Raw genomic sequence first — 15,436 nt, 5'->3', positions numbered from 1 at the left:
GAAGAACCGGCTCTTCCTCACCGCCACGTCGTCGCTCTACAGCGTCCACGTCGCCGTCCGCGGCGCTCAGACGCCCTGACGCCGATCCCCGGAGGATCCTCGGGCGCGGCCCGATCGTGTGCGCCATGATCGGCGCGTGACCTCGACCCTGTCCCCCGAGCTCGCCGAACTCGCCCACGCCCTCGGCGTCGCCACGTCGTTCACCGACTGGCGGGGCCGCACGGTGGAGGTCTCGGCCGAGACCGTGCGCCGGGTGCTCGGGGCCATGGATGTGGACACGAGCGACCCGGTCAGGGCGCTCCACGACCACTGGCTGGCGCCCTGGCGCCGCATGCTGCCGCCCTGCGTCGTCGCCATGGCGGGCGAGGCGCGGTGGGTGTGGATGCACGTGCCGCACGGGGACCCGGCGGAGCTCGCCGTGCGGCTCGAGACCGGCGGCGAGCGCGCGCTCGAGCAGGTGCCGCACTGGGTCGACCCGCGCGACGTCGACGGCGCCCTCGTCGGCGAGGCCACGTTCGCCCTGCCCGCCGACCTGCCCGTCGGCTACCACGTGCTCGTCGCCCGGTCGGGCGGGACGACCGCGGAGGCCCCGCTCATCGTCCCGCCGCGACGTCTGCCGCTGCCGGATCGGCTCGGCCGCCGCGGCTGGGGCGTCGCCGCCCAGCTCTACAGCGTGCGGTCGGCGCGCTCGTGGGGCGTCGGCGACCTCGGCGACCTCGGCGACCTCGCCGTCTGGGCCGGCGGCCGGCTCGGCGCGGACTTCGTGCTCGTGAACCCCCTCCACGCGCAGGAGCCCGTCTCACCGCTCGAGCCGTCGCCGTACCTGCCGAGCTCCCGCCGGTTCTTCGCTCCGATCTACCTCCGGATCGAGGCGGTGCCGGAGTACGCGGACCTGTCGGAGTCCCACCGCCGCGTCGTCGCACAGCTCGCCGACCAGGTGCACGCCCGGCTCGACGACTCGGACGTCATCGACCGTGACGCCGCGTGGAACGCCAAGCGCGCGGCCCTCCGGGTCCTCGCCCGCGTGCCGCGCACGCCGGAGCGCGAGGTCGACCTGCAGATGTTCCGGCTCCGGGGCGGCGACGCCCTCACCGAGTTCGCCACCTGGAGCGTGCTCGCCGAGGAGCACGGGAACGACGCCCGCACCTGGCCGCCCGAGTACCGCGACCCGAGGAGCCCCGACGTGGCGGCGTTCGCCGCCGCGCACACCGAGGAGATCGCCTTCACGGAGTGGCTGCAGTGGCTGCTCGACGAGCAGCTCGAGCGGGCGCAGGGCCGCGCGGTCGATGCGGGGATGGCGCTCGGCACGATGCACGACCTCGCCGTCGGCGTGCATCCCGGCGGCGCGGACGCCTGGCGGCTGCAGGACGCGTACGCCCGCGGCATCGCCGTCGGCGCACCGCCCGACCCGTACAACCAGCTCGGCCAGAACTGGGAGCAGCCGCCGTGGCGGCCGGACCGGCTCGCGGAGAGCGGCTACGCGCCGTTCCGCGACCTGCTCGGCGCCGTGCTGCGGCACGCGGGCGGCATCCGGATCGACCACGTGATCGGGCTGTTCCGGCTCTGGTGGGTCCCCGAGAACACCGACGCCTCCGAGGGCGCCTACGTCTACTACGACCATGAGGCGATGGTCGGCATCCTCGCGCTCGAGGCACAGCGGGCGGGGGCGGTCGTCGTCGGGGAGGACCTCGGCGTCGTGGACCCGAACGCCCGGTCCTACCTCGCCTCCCGGGGCGTCTTCGGCACGTCGATCCTGTGGTTCGAGTCGGACGGATCCGGCGGCCCCCTCCCGGCGGAGCGCTGGCGGGAGGCGTGCCTCGCGTCGGTCACCACGCACGACCTGCCGCCGACGGCGGGCTACCTCGACGGCGAGCACGTGCGGCTGCGCTCGACGCTCGGTCTGCTGCCGCGGCCGCTCGACGAGGAGCTCGAGGCCGACCGCCGGGAGCGGGAGGTGTGGCTCGACGAGCTGCGCCGGCGGGGGCTGCTCGCCGACGGCGCGGACGAGGAGGCGACCGTGATCGCCCTGCACCGCTACCTGACGCTGACGCCGGCTCGACTGATCTCGGTCGCGCTGCCCGACCTCGTCGGTGACCGGCGCATCCAGAACCAGCCCGGCACCCGGGACGAGTACCCCAACTGGCGGGTGCCGCTCTCGGGTCCGGACGGCCGCCCGCTCCGGCTCGAGGACGTGCTCAGCTCGAGCCGCGCCGAGCGTCTCGCCGCCGCGGTGCGCTGACGCGGTCCATCACGCTCCACCGGTCCTCGGGCCGGCGCGCCGACCGGCGGCGGAGGGCCACCCGCTGCACGAGCAGCGTGACGACGGCCGCGAGAAGGATGCAGACCACATTCACCCCGAGCTGGATGGCGGCGCCGCCCGCCTCCTCGGGATGGTCGGCGACGAGGGCCGTCCCGATGTTCGCCGCCGCGGGGATCGTCGTCACGCTGATGAAGACGCCGACGAGGGCGCCCGACTTGGACGACGTGAGCGACACCATCCCTGCCGCGCCGGCGATCAGCGCGGTGACGACGCTGAAGACGTCCGGATGCGCGACGAACGACGTGAGCGGCCGGTGACCCGCCATGTAGCCGGCCGGCAGGCCCACCGTGAACCGCAGCAGCACCACGGCGCCGGCGGTCACGGCGACGGCGAGGGGGAACCCGATCAGCAGGGCGGTCAGCGACCGCCAGGCGGCACTCCACCGCCGCTGGACGAGGGCCACCGCGACGGCGGCGAGCGGCCCGAACTCGGGGCCGAGCACCATGCCGCCGACGACGAGGACCGAGCTGTCGGTCAGCAGGCCGACCGACGAGATCAGCGTCGCGGCCATGAGGAAGACGAGGAAGGTGGACGAGAGGGTCGCGTCGGCGGCGGTCCGCTGGGCGACCTCCCGCCACACCACCGCGTCGACGCCCTCACCGGGTGCGTCCCGCTCCGCGGCGTCGATCGGATCACCGAAGGCGGCGTCGACCTCGCTGATCGTGACGGTGCCGCCGTGCTCGATGCAGAGGCCGTGCAGGCGGTCGAGCACGGCGTCGGCGGCCTCCCGCGCCACGTCCGCCTCGATGCGGTCACCGGGAGGCTTCAGCACGGACCCCTCGCCGGTGACGAGGTTCGTCACGCCCGGTTCCTCGCGCAGCGCGTCGACGACGGCGGCGCTGCGGTCGCTCGGCGCGACGACGGCGAGGTGGAGCACGGCAGGGCTGGGTCAGCCGCGGCCCGGGTCCGGGCGTCCGGCGTCCTCGACCACCTTCGTGGCGGCGTCGACGAGCTGGACGATGCGCCGGGCCTCCTCGGGCGTGATCGAGGTGAGCACGTCGTCGAGCCGCGCCTCCGTGTCGGCGACGACGAGGTCGATGCGGGCGCGCGCGTCCGGGGTGAGTCGCAGCACCCTGGCGCGGCCGTCGACGGGGTCGCGGGGCTTCTCGATGAAGCCCGCCACGGTGAGGCGGTTCGTGATCGTCGTGGCGGTGGCCGACGAGACGCCGAGGCGCTGCCGCAGATCCGTGCCGCGTGCCGGGCTGCCGAGTCGCTCGCGGCTCCGGATGAACCGGAGCGCCGCGAGGTCCGTGGTCCCCACGCCGAGCAGCCGCCGGAACCGGGACCGCATCCGCAGCTCGGCGTCGTCGAACGCCCGCAGCGCCGTCACGATCGCGGTCGCCTGCGGATCGAGCTCGCCCACGACGAGCTCCAGCGGCTCGACCGCTGCTTCGACGTCGCTCATCGCACCGCCTCTCGGCCGTCACGGTACAGGCATCGGCCGGGCGGACGTCCAGGAAGCAGGGCCGGTCTAGCGGCCCTCGCGACGCGGCGCAAGAGGGGTGAGGCGATTGCCTTCAGAACCGAGTCATCACGGTACACTCGGGCCCGGTACGGGGGAATCCGTGCGCGATGGGACGACGATGTCCCGCAACGACGGGCAGCACCGCCCGCGAGGACGGACAGCATGACGGACGACGCCCGCACCGCGGCGCTCCCACCCGTCCTCCAGGGCCGGTACCGGCTCGGTCCCGTCATCGGCAAGGGTGGCGCGTCGATCGTCTACCGCGCCCGCGACCAGCTCCTGGGCCGCGACGTGGCCGTGAAGGTGTTCACGGCGCGGGCGGCGGATCCGCAGGACCTCCGCGCGCAGGAGGCCGAGGCGCGCATGCTCGGCGCGCTCAGCCACCCCGGGCTCGTCACCCTCTTCGACGCCGGCATCGACTTCACCGACATCGACTCGCCGCAGGTCTTCCTCGTGATGGAGCTCGTGCGCGACTTCGACCTGCGGGAGCGGCTGCGGCGCGGCCCGCTGGATCCGCACCAGGTCGCGTACATCGGCTTCGATCTCGCGGGAGCGCTCGAGTACGTGCACGATCACGGCATCGTGCACCGCGACATGAAGCCGGCCAACGTGCTGCTGTTCGACGGCGGCGTCGAACGGCCCATGCGGGCGAAGCTCGCGGACTTCGGCATCGCCATGCTGCGCGCCCAGGGCGTGCTGCCGAGCGAGTTCACCACCGGCACCGCCGCCTACCTCAGCCCGGAGCAGGTCGAGGGCGCGGAGCTCGGCCCGGAGACGGACGTCTACAGCCTCGGGCTCGTGCTCATCGAGGCGGTCTCGGGCCGGGTGGTCTACCCCGGCTCGGTCGTCGACTCGGCGCTCGCCCGGCTCGACCGGCAGCCCGAGGTCCCCTCCGGCGTGCCGGCGCCGCTCGCCGCCGTGCTGCGGTCCATGGTCGAGCGCAGCCCCGGCGACCGCCCGACGACCGCGGAGGTGGCGATCGCGCTGCGCGAGGTGATCGTCGACCAGATCGGCGGGCGCCGACCCGCGCCGGCGCCGCACGACGCCGAGACGGCACGGCTGGAGGCGGTGCAGCGGTACAACCTCGTGGACACGCCCCCGGACGGCGCCTTCGACCGCATCACCTCGCTCGCGGCCCGCATCTTCGACGTACCCATCTCGCTCGTCTCGATCGTCGACGCCGACCGCATCTGGTTCAAGTCCCACTACGGCGTCGACGTGTCGGAGACCGAGCGCCGTCGAGGCCTGTCGACGAGCGGCGGCCTGCACGATCACACCCTCGTCATCGAGGACATCGCCTCGGATCCGCGCATCGGCGCCTACCCGGAGTCGGCGGCGAGTCGCAACCTCCGCTTCTACGCCGGGGTGCCGCTGCTCACCCCCGACGGGCACAACCTCGGATCGCTCACGATCATGGACCACAAGCCGCGCAGGATGACCGACTGCGAGGTCGCGATCCTCGAGGACCTCGCCGCGATGGTGCTGCACGAGATGGAGCTGCGGCTCGCCGCACGCCGGGTGGTGCTGCGGCGCGACTGACCGTCAGGCGGTCGGCCGCCGCGCCGGCAGCAGCGCACCACGGCCGAGGATCGGCGCGGCCGCGAGCCACGGCAGCGCGAGAACGACGAGCAGGATCGCCGGGTCGACGTGCGTGACGAGGCCGACGATCGCGGCCCCGATCGAGGCGGCGGCCGAGCGGAGTCCGGCGCCGACGATGAACACCTGCGCCCGCACCTCGCTCGGGCTCTCCTCCTGCCGGATCCGCAGCATCGCCGCGACTCCGGGTGCGTCGGGCAGTCCCGCGAGCGTGAGCGCGACGAGGGTGAGCGGGAAGGTCGGCGCCACGGCCGCGAGCAGGGTGAACAGACCGGTCGCGGTGAAGCCGGCCGCCATGATCCGCCTCGCGGGGTGGCGGCCGAGCCACGACGTCACCGCGGGAGCCGTGATCGCGAGGGCCCCTGCGACCCCGCCGATCGCGAAGCCGGTGAGCAGCCACCCGCCGCCGCTCTCGGCGGCGCCCCGCTGCACAGCGAGCAGCACCGCCACGACGGGCAGCGCGCCGCCGCCGACCTGCACGATCGTGCCCGCGGTCGTCGACCGGGTGAGCGGATGGTGGGTGAGCAGGTGGCGGGTCGCACCGCCGATGCCGCGGGCGAGGGCGGCAGGACGGAGCGAGCCGCCCCGGGGCACGAGCGGCAGCGCCTGCAGCACGACACCCCCGGCGAGCGCGACCACGGCGAGCGCGATCAGCGCGCCGCTCGGCGACAGCAGCACCGTCGCGACGGAGACGAGGCCCGGACCGCCGATGCCGGCGACGTTGTAGGCGAGGGCGTCCACCGCTGTCCCGCGTGCGGCGTCGCCCGGCAGCACCTCGCCGACGAACGCGGACAGGCCGCCCATGAAGACGGGCATCACCACGCCGCCGACGACGAGGGCGCCGAACACGACCGGCAGCGGCACGACGGCGAGGAACGCGCAGAGCACGAGCACCGCGGCGAGCACGACGGAGGCGGCGAGCATCGTGCGGCGAGGGGACCGCGTCGCGTCGAGCAGCGCGCCGATCAGCGGTGCGGCGACGACGCTCGGTGCGGTGAGCACGGCGATCAGCGCGCCGCCGAGGCCGACGTCGTGCAGCTGGATCGCCGCCGCGAGCGCCAGCGCGACTCCGGCGCCGCCGGAGACGAAGCGCATCGGGACCGCAGCCGCCAGGTAGGTGAGCTCGGCCCGTCGTCCCTCCATGTCGGTAAGCCTTCCAGCGCGGATGGTCTTCGGCGCGCACACGCGTCGAAGACGTCGCCGGCCGCGCTGGGCCCCGAGGCGGCGTTCCCGCCTCGGGAGAGCGCCCGGCCTCCGATCTGCGGGACAGGCACCGCCCGAGGGTCCGGAGGGATGCCTAGGCTGCGGCGGTGCCCGAGGATCCACGACCCGTGATCACCGTGGTGGCGGCGCTCGTGACCGATGCGACCGGACGGCTCCTGCTCGTCCGCAAGCGGGGCACCGACCGCTTCATGCAACCCGGCGGCAAGCCGGAGGCCGGCGAGACGCTCCGCGAAGCGCTCGCCAGGGAGCTGGCCGAGGAGCTGCGGCTGACGATCGAGCCCGGAGCGTTCGACGACCTCGGCCGTTTCGAGACGGACGCCGCGAACGAGCCGGGGCACCTGCTCGTCGCGCACGTCTACCGGCTCGAGGTGGCGGATCCGGTCGCCGCGGCCGCTGAGATCACCGAGGCCCGCTGGTGCACGGTCGAGGAGGCCGACGCGCTGGGCGAGCGGCTGGCCCCCCTCGCGCGCGAGCTGCTCCCCTTCTGCTGACGAACCCGTCTGCGGGCCCCGCACAGGGCAGCGGCCCCGCCGCCGCCGGGGACCCCGGGAGGACGACGGGGCCGCATCCGGCCCGGACGGGTCAGGCGCTGGTGCGGATCGCGCCGTTCACGCCGTTGGGGAAGAACCCGCCCTTCGACACCCTGCCGGGGTTGAGGTAGACGATGTTCAGCACCTGGCCGGTCGTGCGACCGAAGGCGATGCTGTTGCCGTCCGTGGGCACGATGTTCGAGTAGCTGCGGCTGCCGATCCCCTGGTCGTCGTCGCCCCTGCCGTCGAGGCTGTCGCGCGCGTTCGAGATCTTCTGCACGGTGTCGAAGACGCTCGGGGTCTGGAAGCCCTGCTCGTAGAGCGCACCGCGGATGAGCCCTGCGTGGTAGGCCTCGACCGCGAGGATGCCGGCGGCCGCCCCCAGGTAGGTCTTGTTCGTGATCAGCGGGGCCGCGCCTTTGTACGCGGTCACGCCGACGTCCTCGAAGATGAACGCTGCGAGCAGGAAGGTCGTGTCGTTCGCGAACGCGTCGAACTTCTGGCCCTTCTTGATGACGCCGGCCGCGACCGCGGCCGCGGTGAACGCGGCGTCGAGGGAGATCGACGGGCGGGCCACCTTGGCGCTGCCGAGCGCCGCGCGGAGGAACTCCACGTGCTGCTTCTCGTCCTTCGCGATCTCGTGCGCGTAGTTCTTGACGAGCTTGGAGCGGAACGGCACCGTGTGGCCACCGGAGACGTGCCCGCGGTCGCCCTTCCCCGAGGTCATGCTGTCCGAGAGGCCCTCGCCGTATGCGGCGCGGAGGTAGAACTCCGCCTCGAGGTACTCGAGGTTGAGCGCGAAGTTCAGGACGGCACCGTCGCTGACACCCCCCGTGTCCGCGGAGGCTGCTGCCGCGGGGAGGAACGCGGCCGCTGCGGCGCCGGCGCCGGCGAGGCCGGTGAGGGTGAGGAGCCTGCGGCGGTCGACCGCCGTCTCCGCACTGCGTTCGATCGCATCCGCGAGGAATCGCTTCTCGTACATTCGGGGGTTCTCCTGTCATCGGGTTTGCGACGGGATGTCGCACCGCCCCGGCGGCCGCGGGTCGCGGTCCGTCGTGGACGATCCGCAAGATAGGAGCGGGATGGTGCACGGCAAGTAGCCGAACCTGGCAGAACGCCCACAAAGGCGATCGATTCGGGACGGGTTCCCGAATCTCCGTCAGCCCTTGTTCTGCGCGAATTCGAGAGGGGCTCCGAATTCGGCCCGTTCACACGGGAGAGCGGACCCCTGGACGGGATCCGCCCGTTCCGTTTCGGTGATCAGGCTTCGGGCAGAGCCCGTTCGGCGATCAGCCGCTTGTACCACTGCGCGCTGTCCTTGAGGATCCGCTCCTGGGTGTCGTACTCGACCCGCACGATGCCGAACCGCTTCGTGTAGCCCCACGCCCACTCGAAGTTGTCCATCAGCGACCAGACGTAGTAGCCCCGCACGTCGACCCCCGCGTCGATCACGTCGAGCACCGCCTGCAGGTGCCGGCGGACGTAGTCGATCCGATCGGCGTCGTGCACCGCACCGTCCTCGACCGTGTCGGGGAAGGCGGCGCCGTTCTCCGTCACCATCAGCGGCAGGCCGGGGTAGCGCTCGTGCAGCGCGGTGAGCAGGTCCGCGAGGCCCTGCGGCTCGATGTTCCAGCCCATGTCCGTGTACGGACCGGGCTGGGGCAGGAACTCGACGTCCTCGGCGCCCGGCCACGGGGTCGCCGCGGAGGGGTTGTGGCCGTCGGCCTGCTGCTTGGGCGCGGATCCGTCCCAGAGCCGCACACGGCTCGTCGAGTAGTAGTTCACGCCGAGCACGTCGATGGGCTGGTGGATCGCCTCGAGGTCGCCGTCGGCGACGAACGACCAGTCGGTGATCTCCTTCGTGACCTCGAGCAGGTCGGAGGGCAGCTCGCCCTCGAGCATGGGTCCGAGGAACGCGGCGTTGCCGAGGGCCGCGACGCGGCGCTGCGCCGCCTCACCGGTCGGGCCCTCCGGCCGGAACACGTGCAGGTTCAGCGTCACCGAGTACTGGGGGTCGTTACGGACGACGTTCCGGAGCGCGGTGAGGGCGAGGCCGTGCGCGAGGTTGAGATGGTGCACGGCCTGCAGGCTCGCGAGCCGGTCGGTGCGGCCGGGTGCGTGGACGCCCGACGCGTAGCCGAGGTAGGCGGAGCACCACGGCTCGTTGAGGGTCGTCCAGGTCTGCACCCGGTCGCCGAGCGCCTCCCCGACCACCCGGGCGTAGTCGGCGAACGCCTCCGAGGTGCTGCGCACGGTCCAGCCGCCCGCGTCCTCGAGCGGCTGCGGCAGGTCCCAGTGGTACAGCGTCGCGACCGGGGCGATGCCGCGGGCGAGCAGCCCGTCGACCAGCCGCGAGTAGAAGTCGAGGCCCGCGCGGTTCGTGGCGCCACGTCCCTCCGGGACGATCCGCGGCCATGCGACCGAGAACCGATAGGCCTGCAGCCCGAGGTCGGCCATGAGGTCGAGGTCGGCATCGAGGCGGTGGTAGTGGTCATCGGCCACGTCTCCCGTGTCGCCGTTCACGACCTTGCCCGGCGTGCGGCTGAACGTGTCCCAGATGCTCGGGCGCCGGCCGTCCTCGTCGGCCGCCCCCTCGATCTGGTACGACGCCGTGGCCGATCCGAACACGAACGACTCCGGGAACCTCATGCGTCCTCCCACTTCCGTCTCTGCGGTGCTGCCCTCCAGTATTCCGCAGCGGGCCGGGGCGATTCCCGGCCCACAGGGGATCCATCGGGATCGCACGCGCGCGGGTCGGCCCACGTCGATACGATGCATGCTCGTTCCACGAGGAGGGATGCGCGATGCGTCTGCGCCGGATCACGGCGGGCCTCGTGCTCGGCGTCCTCTTCGCGATCGGCGGTGCGACCGCCGCGTCCGCCACGTCGCCCGTCGACACCGGCGGCTCGTCGGTCGTCGACCAGGCGAACGCCCTGTCGCCGTCGGACGAGGCGCGGGCACGGGCCGCGGTCGACCGGGTCGCCGGCGACACGAGCACGCGCCTGACCGTGGTGTTCGTCGACACGTTCAGCGACCCCGCGAACGACCAGGACTGGGCGATCGCGTCGGCGAAGCAGAGCGGCCTCGGCACGGGGGACCTGCTCGTCGCGATCGCGGTGCAGGCGCGGCAGTACGGGTTCGCCCGGTCGACCGACTACCCGCTCGCGAAGTCGGACGTGCAGGACCTCGTGACCTCGGACCTGCGCCCGGGCCTGGCCAAGTCGCAGTGGGCGGACGCGACCGTGTCGTTCGCGAAGGCGCTGGACGACCGGCTGGGCTCCGGGTCGTCCGGGGGCTCGTCGGCGGCCACGTCGAACGGATCGAGCGGAGGCTCCGTGTTCCTGACCCTGTTCCTGCTCGCCGTCCTCGTGATCGTCGTGATCGTGGTCGTCCGGGTGCTGCGGCGCCGGCGGGCCGCGGTCACGGCGGGTTCCGGACCCTCCCCCGTCGGTCCGCCCATGGCCCCGCCCGTCGACCAGAAGGCGCTCGACGCCGAGGCGGCGAAGGCGCTCATCGCGCTCGACGACGAGGTCACGACGAGCGACCAGGAGCTCGGCTTCGCCGAGGCGGAGTTCGGCGAGGACGCGGCGCAGCCCTTCCGCGTCGCGCTCGACCACGCCCGGGCGAAGGCGAAGGAGGCGTTCGGGATCCGGCAGCAGCTCGACGACGAGATCCCGGAGACCCCGGACCAGCGCCGCACCATGACCCAGCGGATCATCCAGCTCGCGAAGGAGGCGGACGCCGAGCTCGACGCGCAGAAGGAGTCGTTCGACGCGCTCCGCAAGCTCGAGGCGCAGCTGCCCGACGGCGTGCGGGCCGCCGACGCGGACCGGGCCCGGATCGCGGCCCAGGCCGATGCGGCGGAGAGCGCGCTCGGCTCCCTCCGCTCCCGCTACGGCGACGAGGCCACGCGCGGCAGCGCCGACGATCTCGCGCAGGCCCGCTCGCTGCTCGGGTTCGCGCAGCAGGCCCTCATGCGGGCGGGCGCGGCCGCCGCCGGCAAGGCGGGTGAGGGCGCCGTCGCCCTGCGCGGGGCCCAGCAGGCGCTCGGTCAGGCGGGCACGCTCCTCGCGGGCATCACGGCCGCTCCCGGTGAGTTCGAGGCGGCGAAGCGCCGGCTCGACGCGACCGTCGCCGACACCCGCAGCGACGCCGACCAGGCCAGGCGGCTGCTGCCCCGGGCCGGCGACGACCGCGCGGCGCTCGACGCGGCCATCCGCAAGGCCGACTCGGCCGTCGACGCGGCGGGCGGGCAGGCGCCGAACGCCGCGCTGCCGGCGCTCGAGCAGGCGAACGCCGACCTCAACACCGTGCTCGACCGGGTGCAGGACCGCACCGACCGCGAGCGCCGCGCCGTGCAGGCGCTCCCCCGCGTCCTCGACGGCGCGGAGCGGTCCGTGGAGGCGACCCGCCGCTACATCGACACCCGCCGCGGCGGTGTCGGCACCGATGCGCGGACGCGCATCGTCGAGGCGCAGCGGCAGCTGGACGCCGCGACGGCCGGGCAGCACGACGACCCGGTGTCGGCCCTGGCGGCCGCGCTGCGAGCCCAGTCCCTCGCCAACGAGGCGTACGAGCTCGCCCAGCAGGACGTCGACGACTTCCGCGGCGGCCCGTTCGGCGGAGGCGGCTTCGGTGGCGGCGGAGGGGGCGGCTTCCTCACCGGGGCGCTGCTCGGCGGCGTGCTGGGGGGTGCGCTCGGCGGTGATCGCTGGGGTGGCGGCGGCTGGGGCGGCGGCGGCTGGGGGGGCGACATCGGCGGCGGCGGCGGCTTCGACGGCGGAGGCGGCGGCTTCGGTGGCGGCGACTCCGGTGGCGGCGGCGGATTCTGACAGGCAGACTCGACCATGACTTCAGGAGGAATCAGGCGATGGTGAAGCAATCGATCTTGGGACGGATCTCGCAGCTCATGCGGGCGAACGTGAACTCGCTGATCGACCAGGCGGAGGACCCGCAGCTGATGCTGGACCAGCTGGTCCGCGACTACTCGAACAGCATCGCGGAGGCCGAGGACGCCGTCGCGGTCACGATCGGCAACCTCCGCCTGCTGGAGCAGGACCACGAGGAGGACGTCACGGCGGCCTCCGACTGGGGCCGCAAGGCGCTCGCGGCGAGCGCGAAGGCCGACGAGTTCCGCACCGCGGGCAAGGCCTCGGACGCCGACAAGTTCGACAACCTCGCGAAGGTGGCCATCGGCAAGCAGATGCAGTCGGAGAAGGAGGCGCGCACCGCCGAGCCGACGATCGCCTCGCAGAACGAGGTCGTCGAGAAGCTCAAGGTCGGCCTCGACGGCATGCGGCAGAAGCTGGGCGAGCTCACGTCGAAGCGCGACGAGCTGATCGCCCGGTCGAAGTCGGCTGCCGCGCAGTCGCAGGTGCACGACGCGATGCGCAGCATCGACGTGCTCGACCCGACGAGCGACCTCGGCCGCTTCGAGGCGAAGGTGCGCCGCGAGGAGGCCAAGGTGATGGGCCAGCAGGAGCTCGCCGCCTCGAGCCTCGACACGCAGTTCGAGAGCCTCGAGGACCTCGGCACGCAGACCGAGATCGAGGCGCGGCTCGCGGCCCTGAAGACGGGCACCACGGAGCTGACCGCGACGCCGCGGCGCGCGATCAGCGAGTAGCCCTCCTGAGCATCCGACGCCGGCCCGGCACCCGCCGGGCCGGCCGATGACGCTCCGCACCGCCACGGATCCGGGCGACTACCGGTCGCTGCTGTGGCGGCCGCCGCCGGAGCTCAGGTGGGGCCTCGGTGCCGCCGTCGCGGTCGTCGTGTTCTTCGCGCTCGAGCCGCTCGTCCCGGTGTGGCTCGCGGCCCTCGGCGTGCACCTGTCCGCCACGGGAGGCCTGGCGATCGGCCTCGCCGCCTACGCGCTCGCCGTCGTCTACGCCGTCGTCGTGTCGCGACGCCTCGGGCTCGGCTCGCTGCGCCGCGACTACGGGCTGGCCATCCGACCCGTCGACCTCGGGATCGGGGTGCTCGCCGCCATCGGTGTCGAGATCGTGCGGGTGATCTCCGGCGTCGTGCTCGCACAGGCGACACCGGCGCGCCCGACGACGAACGTGCACCTCGCCGGCTCGACGGCGGGGAACGTCGTGCTCGGGGTCGTCGCGGTGCTGATCGCGCCGGCCGTCGAGGAGCTCGTCACCCGCGGCATGCTGATGCGCGCCATCCGGGCCGCGATCGTGCGACGCACGCCCGAGCCGTCGGAGGGGCGAAGGCACCTCGCCGTCGACGTCAGCGTGCTGCTGTCCGCAGCGGTGTTCACCGCGCTGCACCTGCACGAGGCGCCGGACCTCGTGACCGGGGTCGCGCTCGTGCTCGGCATCTTCCCGATCGGGCTGGTGGTCGCCTGGCTGGCGACGAGGACCGGGCGCCTCGGTCCCGGCATCGTCACGCACGCCCTCGTGAACGCGCTGGCGCTCGCGGCGGCGTTGTCCCTCAGCGGCTGACTCCCGGACCCTGCGCATCGAGGGGGCGCTCGGAGGGCAGGCGCTACGGTCGAAGGGTGAAGCCGCCCAAGCTCTGGCTCCGAGTCCTCGTGGTCGTCGTGGCGTTCTGGGTCGTCCGGACGCTGCGCGCCGCGGGCCTCGCCTGAGCGGGCGCCGCCCGCGCGGGCCGCTTCGGGCACGGCGGGCGTCCGATGACGCCCCGCTGGGCCCGAAACCGCCCGCCAGGCGCTCCGCGGAGCGCTCGCCGCCTCATCGGGGTGCTCCGGCGAGGGCGGCGGGATCCGTGACCGGGAGCCGGCAGACGAAGTCCTCGCAGAGGTAGGCGGCGGGAGCGCCGCCGACGAGGCCCCGCTCGGCGAAGAGCTCGAACCCGGCGTCGGCGAAGACGGCCGCCGCGGCGAGCGACACGATCGCGGTCACCGACGACGGCAGCTCGCGGGCCGCCGCGGCGAGCGGCCCGGCGGGCTCGTCCGTGACGACGACGGTCTGCCGCACGGGCTCCGCCATCGCGAGCGCGAGCCCGAGCAGGCCGCCGAAGCCGATCGGACGGGCGGCGGCCTGGGCGGCGAGCGGGCCGACGGCGTCCGCGGCGGCGGTCCGGTAGCGCTCCTCCCCGGTGAGCAGATGCAGGCGCCATGCCGCGCGGGCCATCAGCGTGGTGCCGGAGGGATAGGCGCCTTCGCCCTGATCCGCGTCCGCCCGCACGCCCTGCGCCGACAGCACGGGATCGCCGCCGCCGGGGACGACGAACCCGCCGTCGGTGAGGCACGCGTCGACGAGCTCGCGCGCCACCACGGCGCAGTCGGGCCTGCCGGTCGCGAGCGCCAGGCTCAGCAGCCCGTCCGCGAGACCGCCCCAGTCCTCGAGCGTGGCGACGGCGGCCGACGGCCGGTCGTCGAGCGAGGCCCGCAGCAGCACGCCCCGGCTGCGATGCAGGGCGAGCACGGCGTCGGCCGCGTCCTCCGCGAGCCGCAGCCACCCCGGTTCCCCGAAGCGCGCCGCGGCCTCCGCGAGTCCGCCGACGGCGAGCCCGTTCCAGCCGGTGAGCACCTTGCCGTCGACCGCCGGCGGCTCGACGCCCGCGCGTGCCGTGGCGTCGAGCCGGTAGTAGCCGCCCTCGTTCCGGCGCCCGTCGAGCACGCTCTCGGAGTCCTGCGCGGATCCGAACGCCCCCGACGGCCGCCGCAGCACGTGCTCGAGGAACGCCACGATGCCGGCCGCGGTGGCGCGGTCGCCGACGGCCGCGTAGGCGGGCAGGAGGAGCGCGTTGTCGGTGAGCATCCGCTCGTAGTGGGGTTCGCTCCAGTCGCGCCGCGTGGCGTAGCGGAAGAAGCCGCCTTCGACCGGGTCGCGCAGGCCCCCGTCGCGCATCGCGACGAGCGCCCGCTCCGCGACGCCGCGGATCCGCGACCGGTCGCCGTCCGGGAGGAGCGGGGACCGGCCGAGCGCGAGCGCCGTGGTGAGCACCGGGGCGACGGGGAACTTCGGCGCGCCGCCGAAGCCGCCGTAGGTGCGGTCCTCATAGCCGGCGAGCTCGGCGGCCGCCCCGGCGAAGTCGCCCGGCGCGAGCGCCGAGCGCGCGGGGGCCGTCGCGTCGAGCCGGTAGTAGCCGCCCTCGTTCCGCCGCCCGTCGAGCACGCTCTCGGAGTCCTGTGCCGATCGGAAGGCGCCCGACGGCCGCCGCAGCACGTGCTCGAGGAACGCCACGATGCCGGCGGCCGTGGCGCGGTCGCCGATGGCCGCATAGGCGGGCAGGAGGAGCGCGTTGTCGGTGAGCATCCGCTCGTAGTGGGGCTCGCTCCAGTCGCGCCGGGTGGCGTAGCGGAAGAAGCCGCCCTCGACCGGGTCG

The 15,436-nt window shown here is 74.1% G+C and carries 12 protein-coding genes; 6 read left to right on the top strand and 6 right to left on the bottom strand.

Translation table 11 applies throughout. The annotated features are described in order from the left end of the window. The first annotated feature begins 136 nt into the window (after positions 1 to 136). The gene (gene malQ / locus JWQ92_RS15420; RefSeq protein ID WP_297345349.1) at positions 137 to 2,239 is read left to right on the top strand and encodes a 4-alpha-glucanotransferase; all 2,103 of its coding nucleotides are present in this window, start codon (positions 137 to 139) and stop codon (positions 2,237 to 2,239) included. On the opposite strand, the gene JWQ92_RS15415 is transcribed toward malQ, so the two are convergent. Both JWQ92_RS15415 and JWQ92_RS15410 read right to left on the bottom strand, forming a co-directional pair. Next, a complete protein-coding gene (locus JWQ92_RS15415) occupies positions 2,196 to 3,197 on the bottom strand; it encodes a DUF389 domain-containing protein (protein WP_297345348.1) in 1,002 nt (333 codons plus the stop codon). The genes malQ and JWQ92_RS15415 overlap by 44 nt on opposite strands. Before the next feature lie 12 nt (positions 3,198 to 3,209). Next, the gene (locus tag JWQ92_RS15410; RefSeq protein WP_297345347.1) at positions 3,210 to 3,725 is read right to left on the bottom strand and encodes a MarR family winged helix-turn-helix transcriptional regulator; all 516 of its coding nucleotides are present in this window, start codon (positions 3,723 to 3,725) and stop codon (positions 3,210 to 3,212) included. Between the two features lie 222 nt (positions 3,726 to 3,947). Here JWQ92_RS15410 and JWQ92_RS15405 point away from each other — a divergent pair, with 222 nt between their 5' ends. Further along, the gene (locus JWQ92_RS15405) at positions 3,948 to 5,324 is read left to right on the top strand and encodes a protein kinase (RefSeq protein ID WP_297345346.1); all 1,377 of its coding nucleotides are present in this window, start codon (positions 3,948 to 3,950) and stop codon (positions 5,322 to 5,324) included. A 3-nt stretch (positions 5,325 to 5,327) separates the two neighbouring features. On the opposite strand, the gene JWQ92_RS15400 is transcribed toward JWQ92_RS15405, so the two are convergent. After that, positions 5,328 to 6,524: an MFS transporter gene (locus JWQ92_RS15400; RefSeq protein ID WP_297345345.1), complete on the bottom strand. Its 1,197-nt coding sequence runs from the start codon at positions 6,522 to 6,524 to the stop codon at positions 5,328 to 5,330. Between the two features lie 167 nt (positions 6,525 to 6,691). Here JWQ92_RS15400 and JWQ92_RS15395 point away from each other — a divergent pair, with 167 nt between their 5' ends. After that, on the top strand, positions 6,692 to 7,096 hold the full coding sequence (locus JWQ92_RS15395) for an NUDIX domain-containing protein (RefSeq protein ID WP_297345344.1): 405 nt from the start codon (positions 6,692 to 6,694) through the stop codon (positions 7,094 to 7,096). A 91-nt stretch (positions 7,097 to 7,187) separates the two neighbouring features. On the opposite strand, the gene JWQ92_RS15390 is transcribed toward JWQ92_RS15395, so the two are convergent. Next, positions 7,188 to 8,117, bottom strand: coding sequence for a ferritin-like domain-containing protein (locus tag JWQ92_RS15390; protein WP_297345343.1), 930 nt, complete (start codon positions 8,115 to 8,117; stop codon positions 7,188 to 7,190). 278 nt (positions 8,118 to 8,395) lie between these two features. After that, a complete protein-coding gene (locus tag JWQ92_RS15385) occupies positions 8,396 to 9,784 on the bottom strand; it encodes a GH1 family beta-glucosidase (RefSeq protein ID WP_297345342.1) in 1,389 nt (462 codons plus the stop codon). A 155-nt stretch (positions 9,785 to 9,939) separates the two neighbouring features. On the opposite strand from JWQ92_RS15385, the gene JWQ92_RS15380 reads away from it, so the two are divergent. The 3 genes from JWQ92_RS15380 to JWQ92_RS15370 are packed head-to-tail and all read left to right on the top strand — an operon-like array spanning position 9,940 to position 13,587. Beyond that, positions 9,940 to 11,967 carry a YgcG family protein gene (locus JWQ92_RS15380; protein ID WP_297345341.1) on the top strand — a complete coding sequence of 676 codons (2,028 nt, stop codon included), beginning with the start codon at positions 9,940 to 9,942 and terminating at the stop codon, positions 11,965 to 11,967. A 38-nt stretch (positions 11,968 to 12,005) separates the two neighbouring features. Next, positions 12,006 to 12,758, top strand: coding sequence for a PspA/IM30 family protein (locus JWQ92_RS15375; RefSeq protein WP_297345340.1), 753 nt, complete (start codon positions 12,006 to 12,008; stop codon positions 12,756 to 12,758). A gap of 46 nt (positions 12,759 to 12,804) precedes the next feature. Continuing rightward, positions 12,805 to 13,587: a CPBP family intramembrane glutamic endopeptidase gene (locus JWQ92_RS15370; RefSeq protein ID WP_297345339.1), complete on the top strand. Its 783-nt coding sequence runs from the start codon at positions 12,805 to 12,807 to the stop codon at positions 13,585 to 13,587. A gap of 249 nt (positions 13,588 to 13,836) precedes the next feature. Here JWQ92_RS15370 and JWQ92_RS15365 read toward each other — a convergent pair. Beyond that, positions 13,837 to 15,436, bottom strand: a 1,600-nt coding sequence (locus JWQ92_RS15365; protein WP_297345338.1) for a thioredoxin domain-containing protein, incomplete at its 5' end; no start/stop codon positions are given.

The organism is Amnibacterium sp., from assembly GCF_025463795.1.
GTDB lineage: Bacteria > Actinomycetota > Actinomycetes > Actinomycetales > Microbacteriaceae > Amnibacterium.
This window is presented reverse-complemented; position numbering and strand designations above follow the sequence as displayed.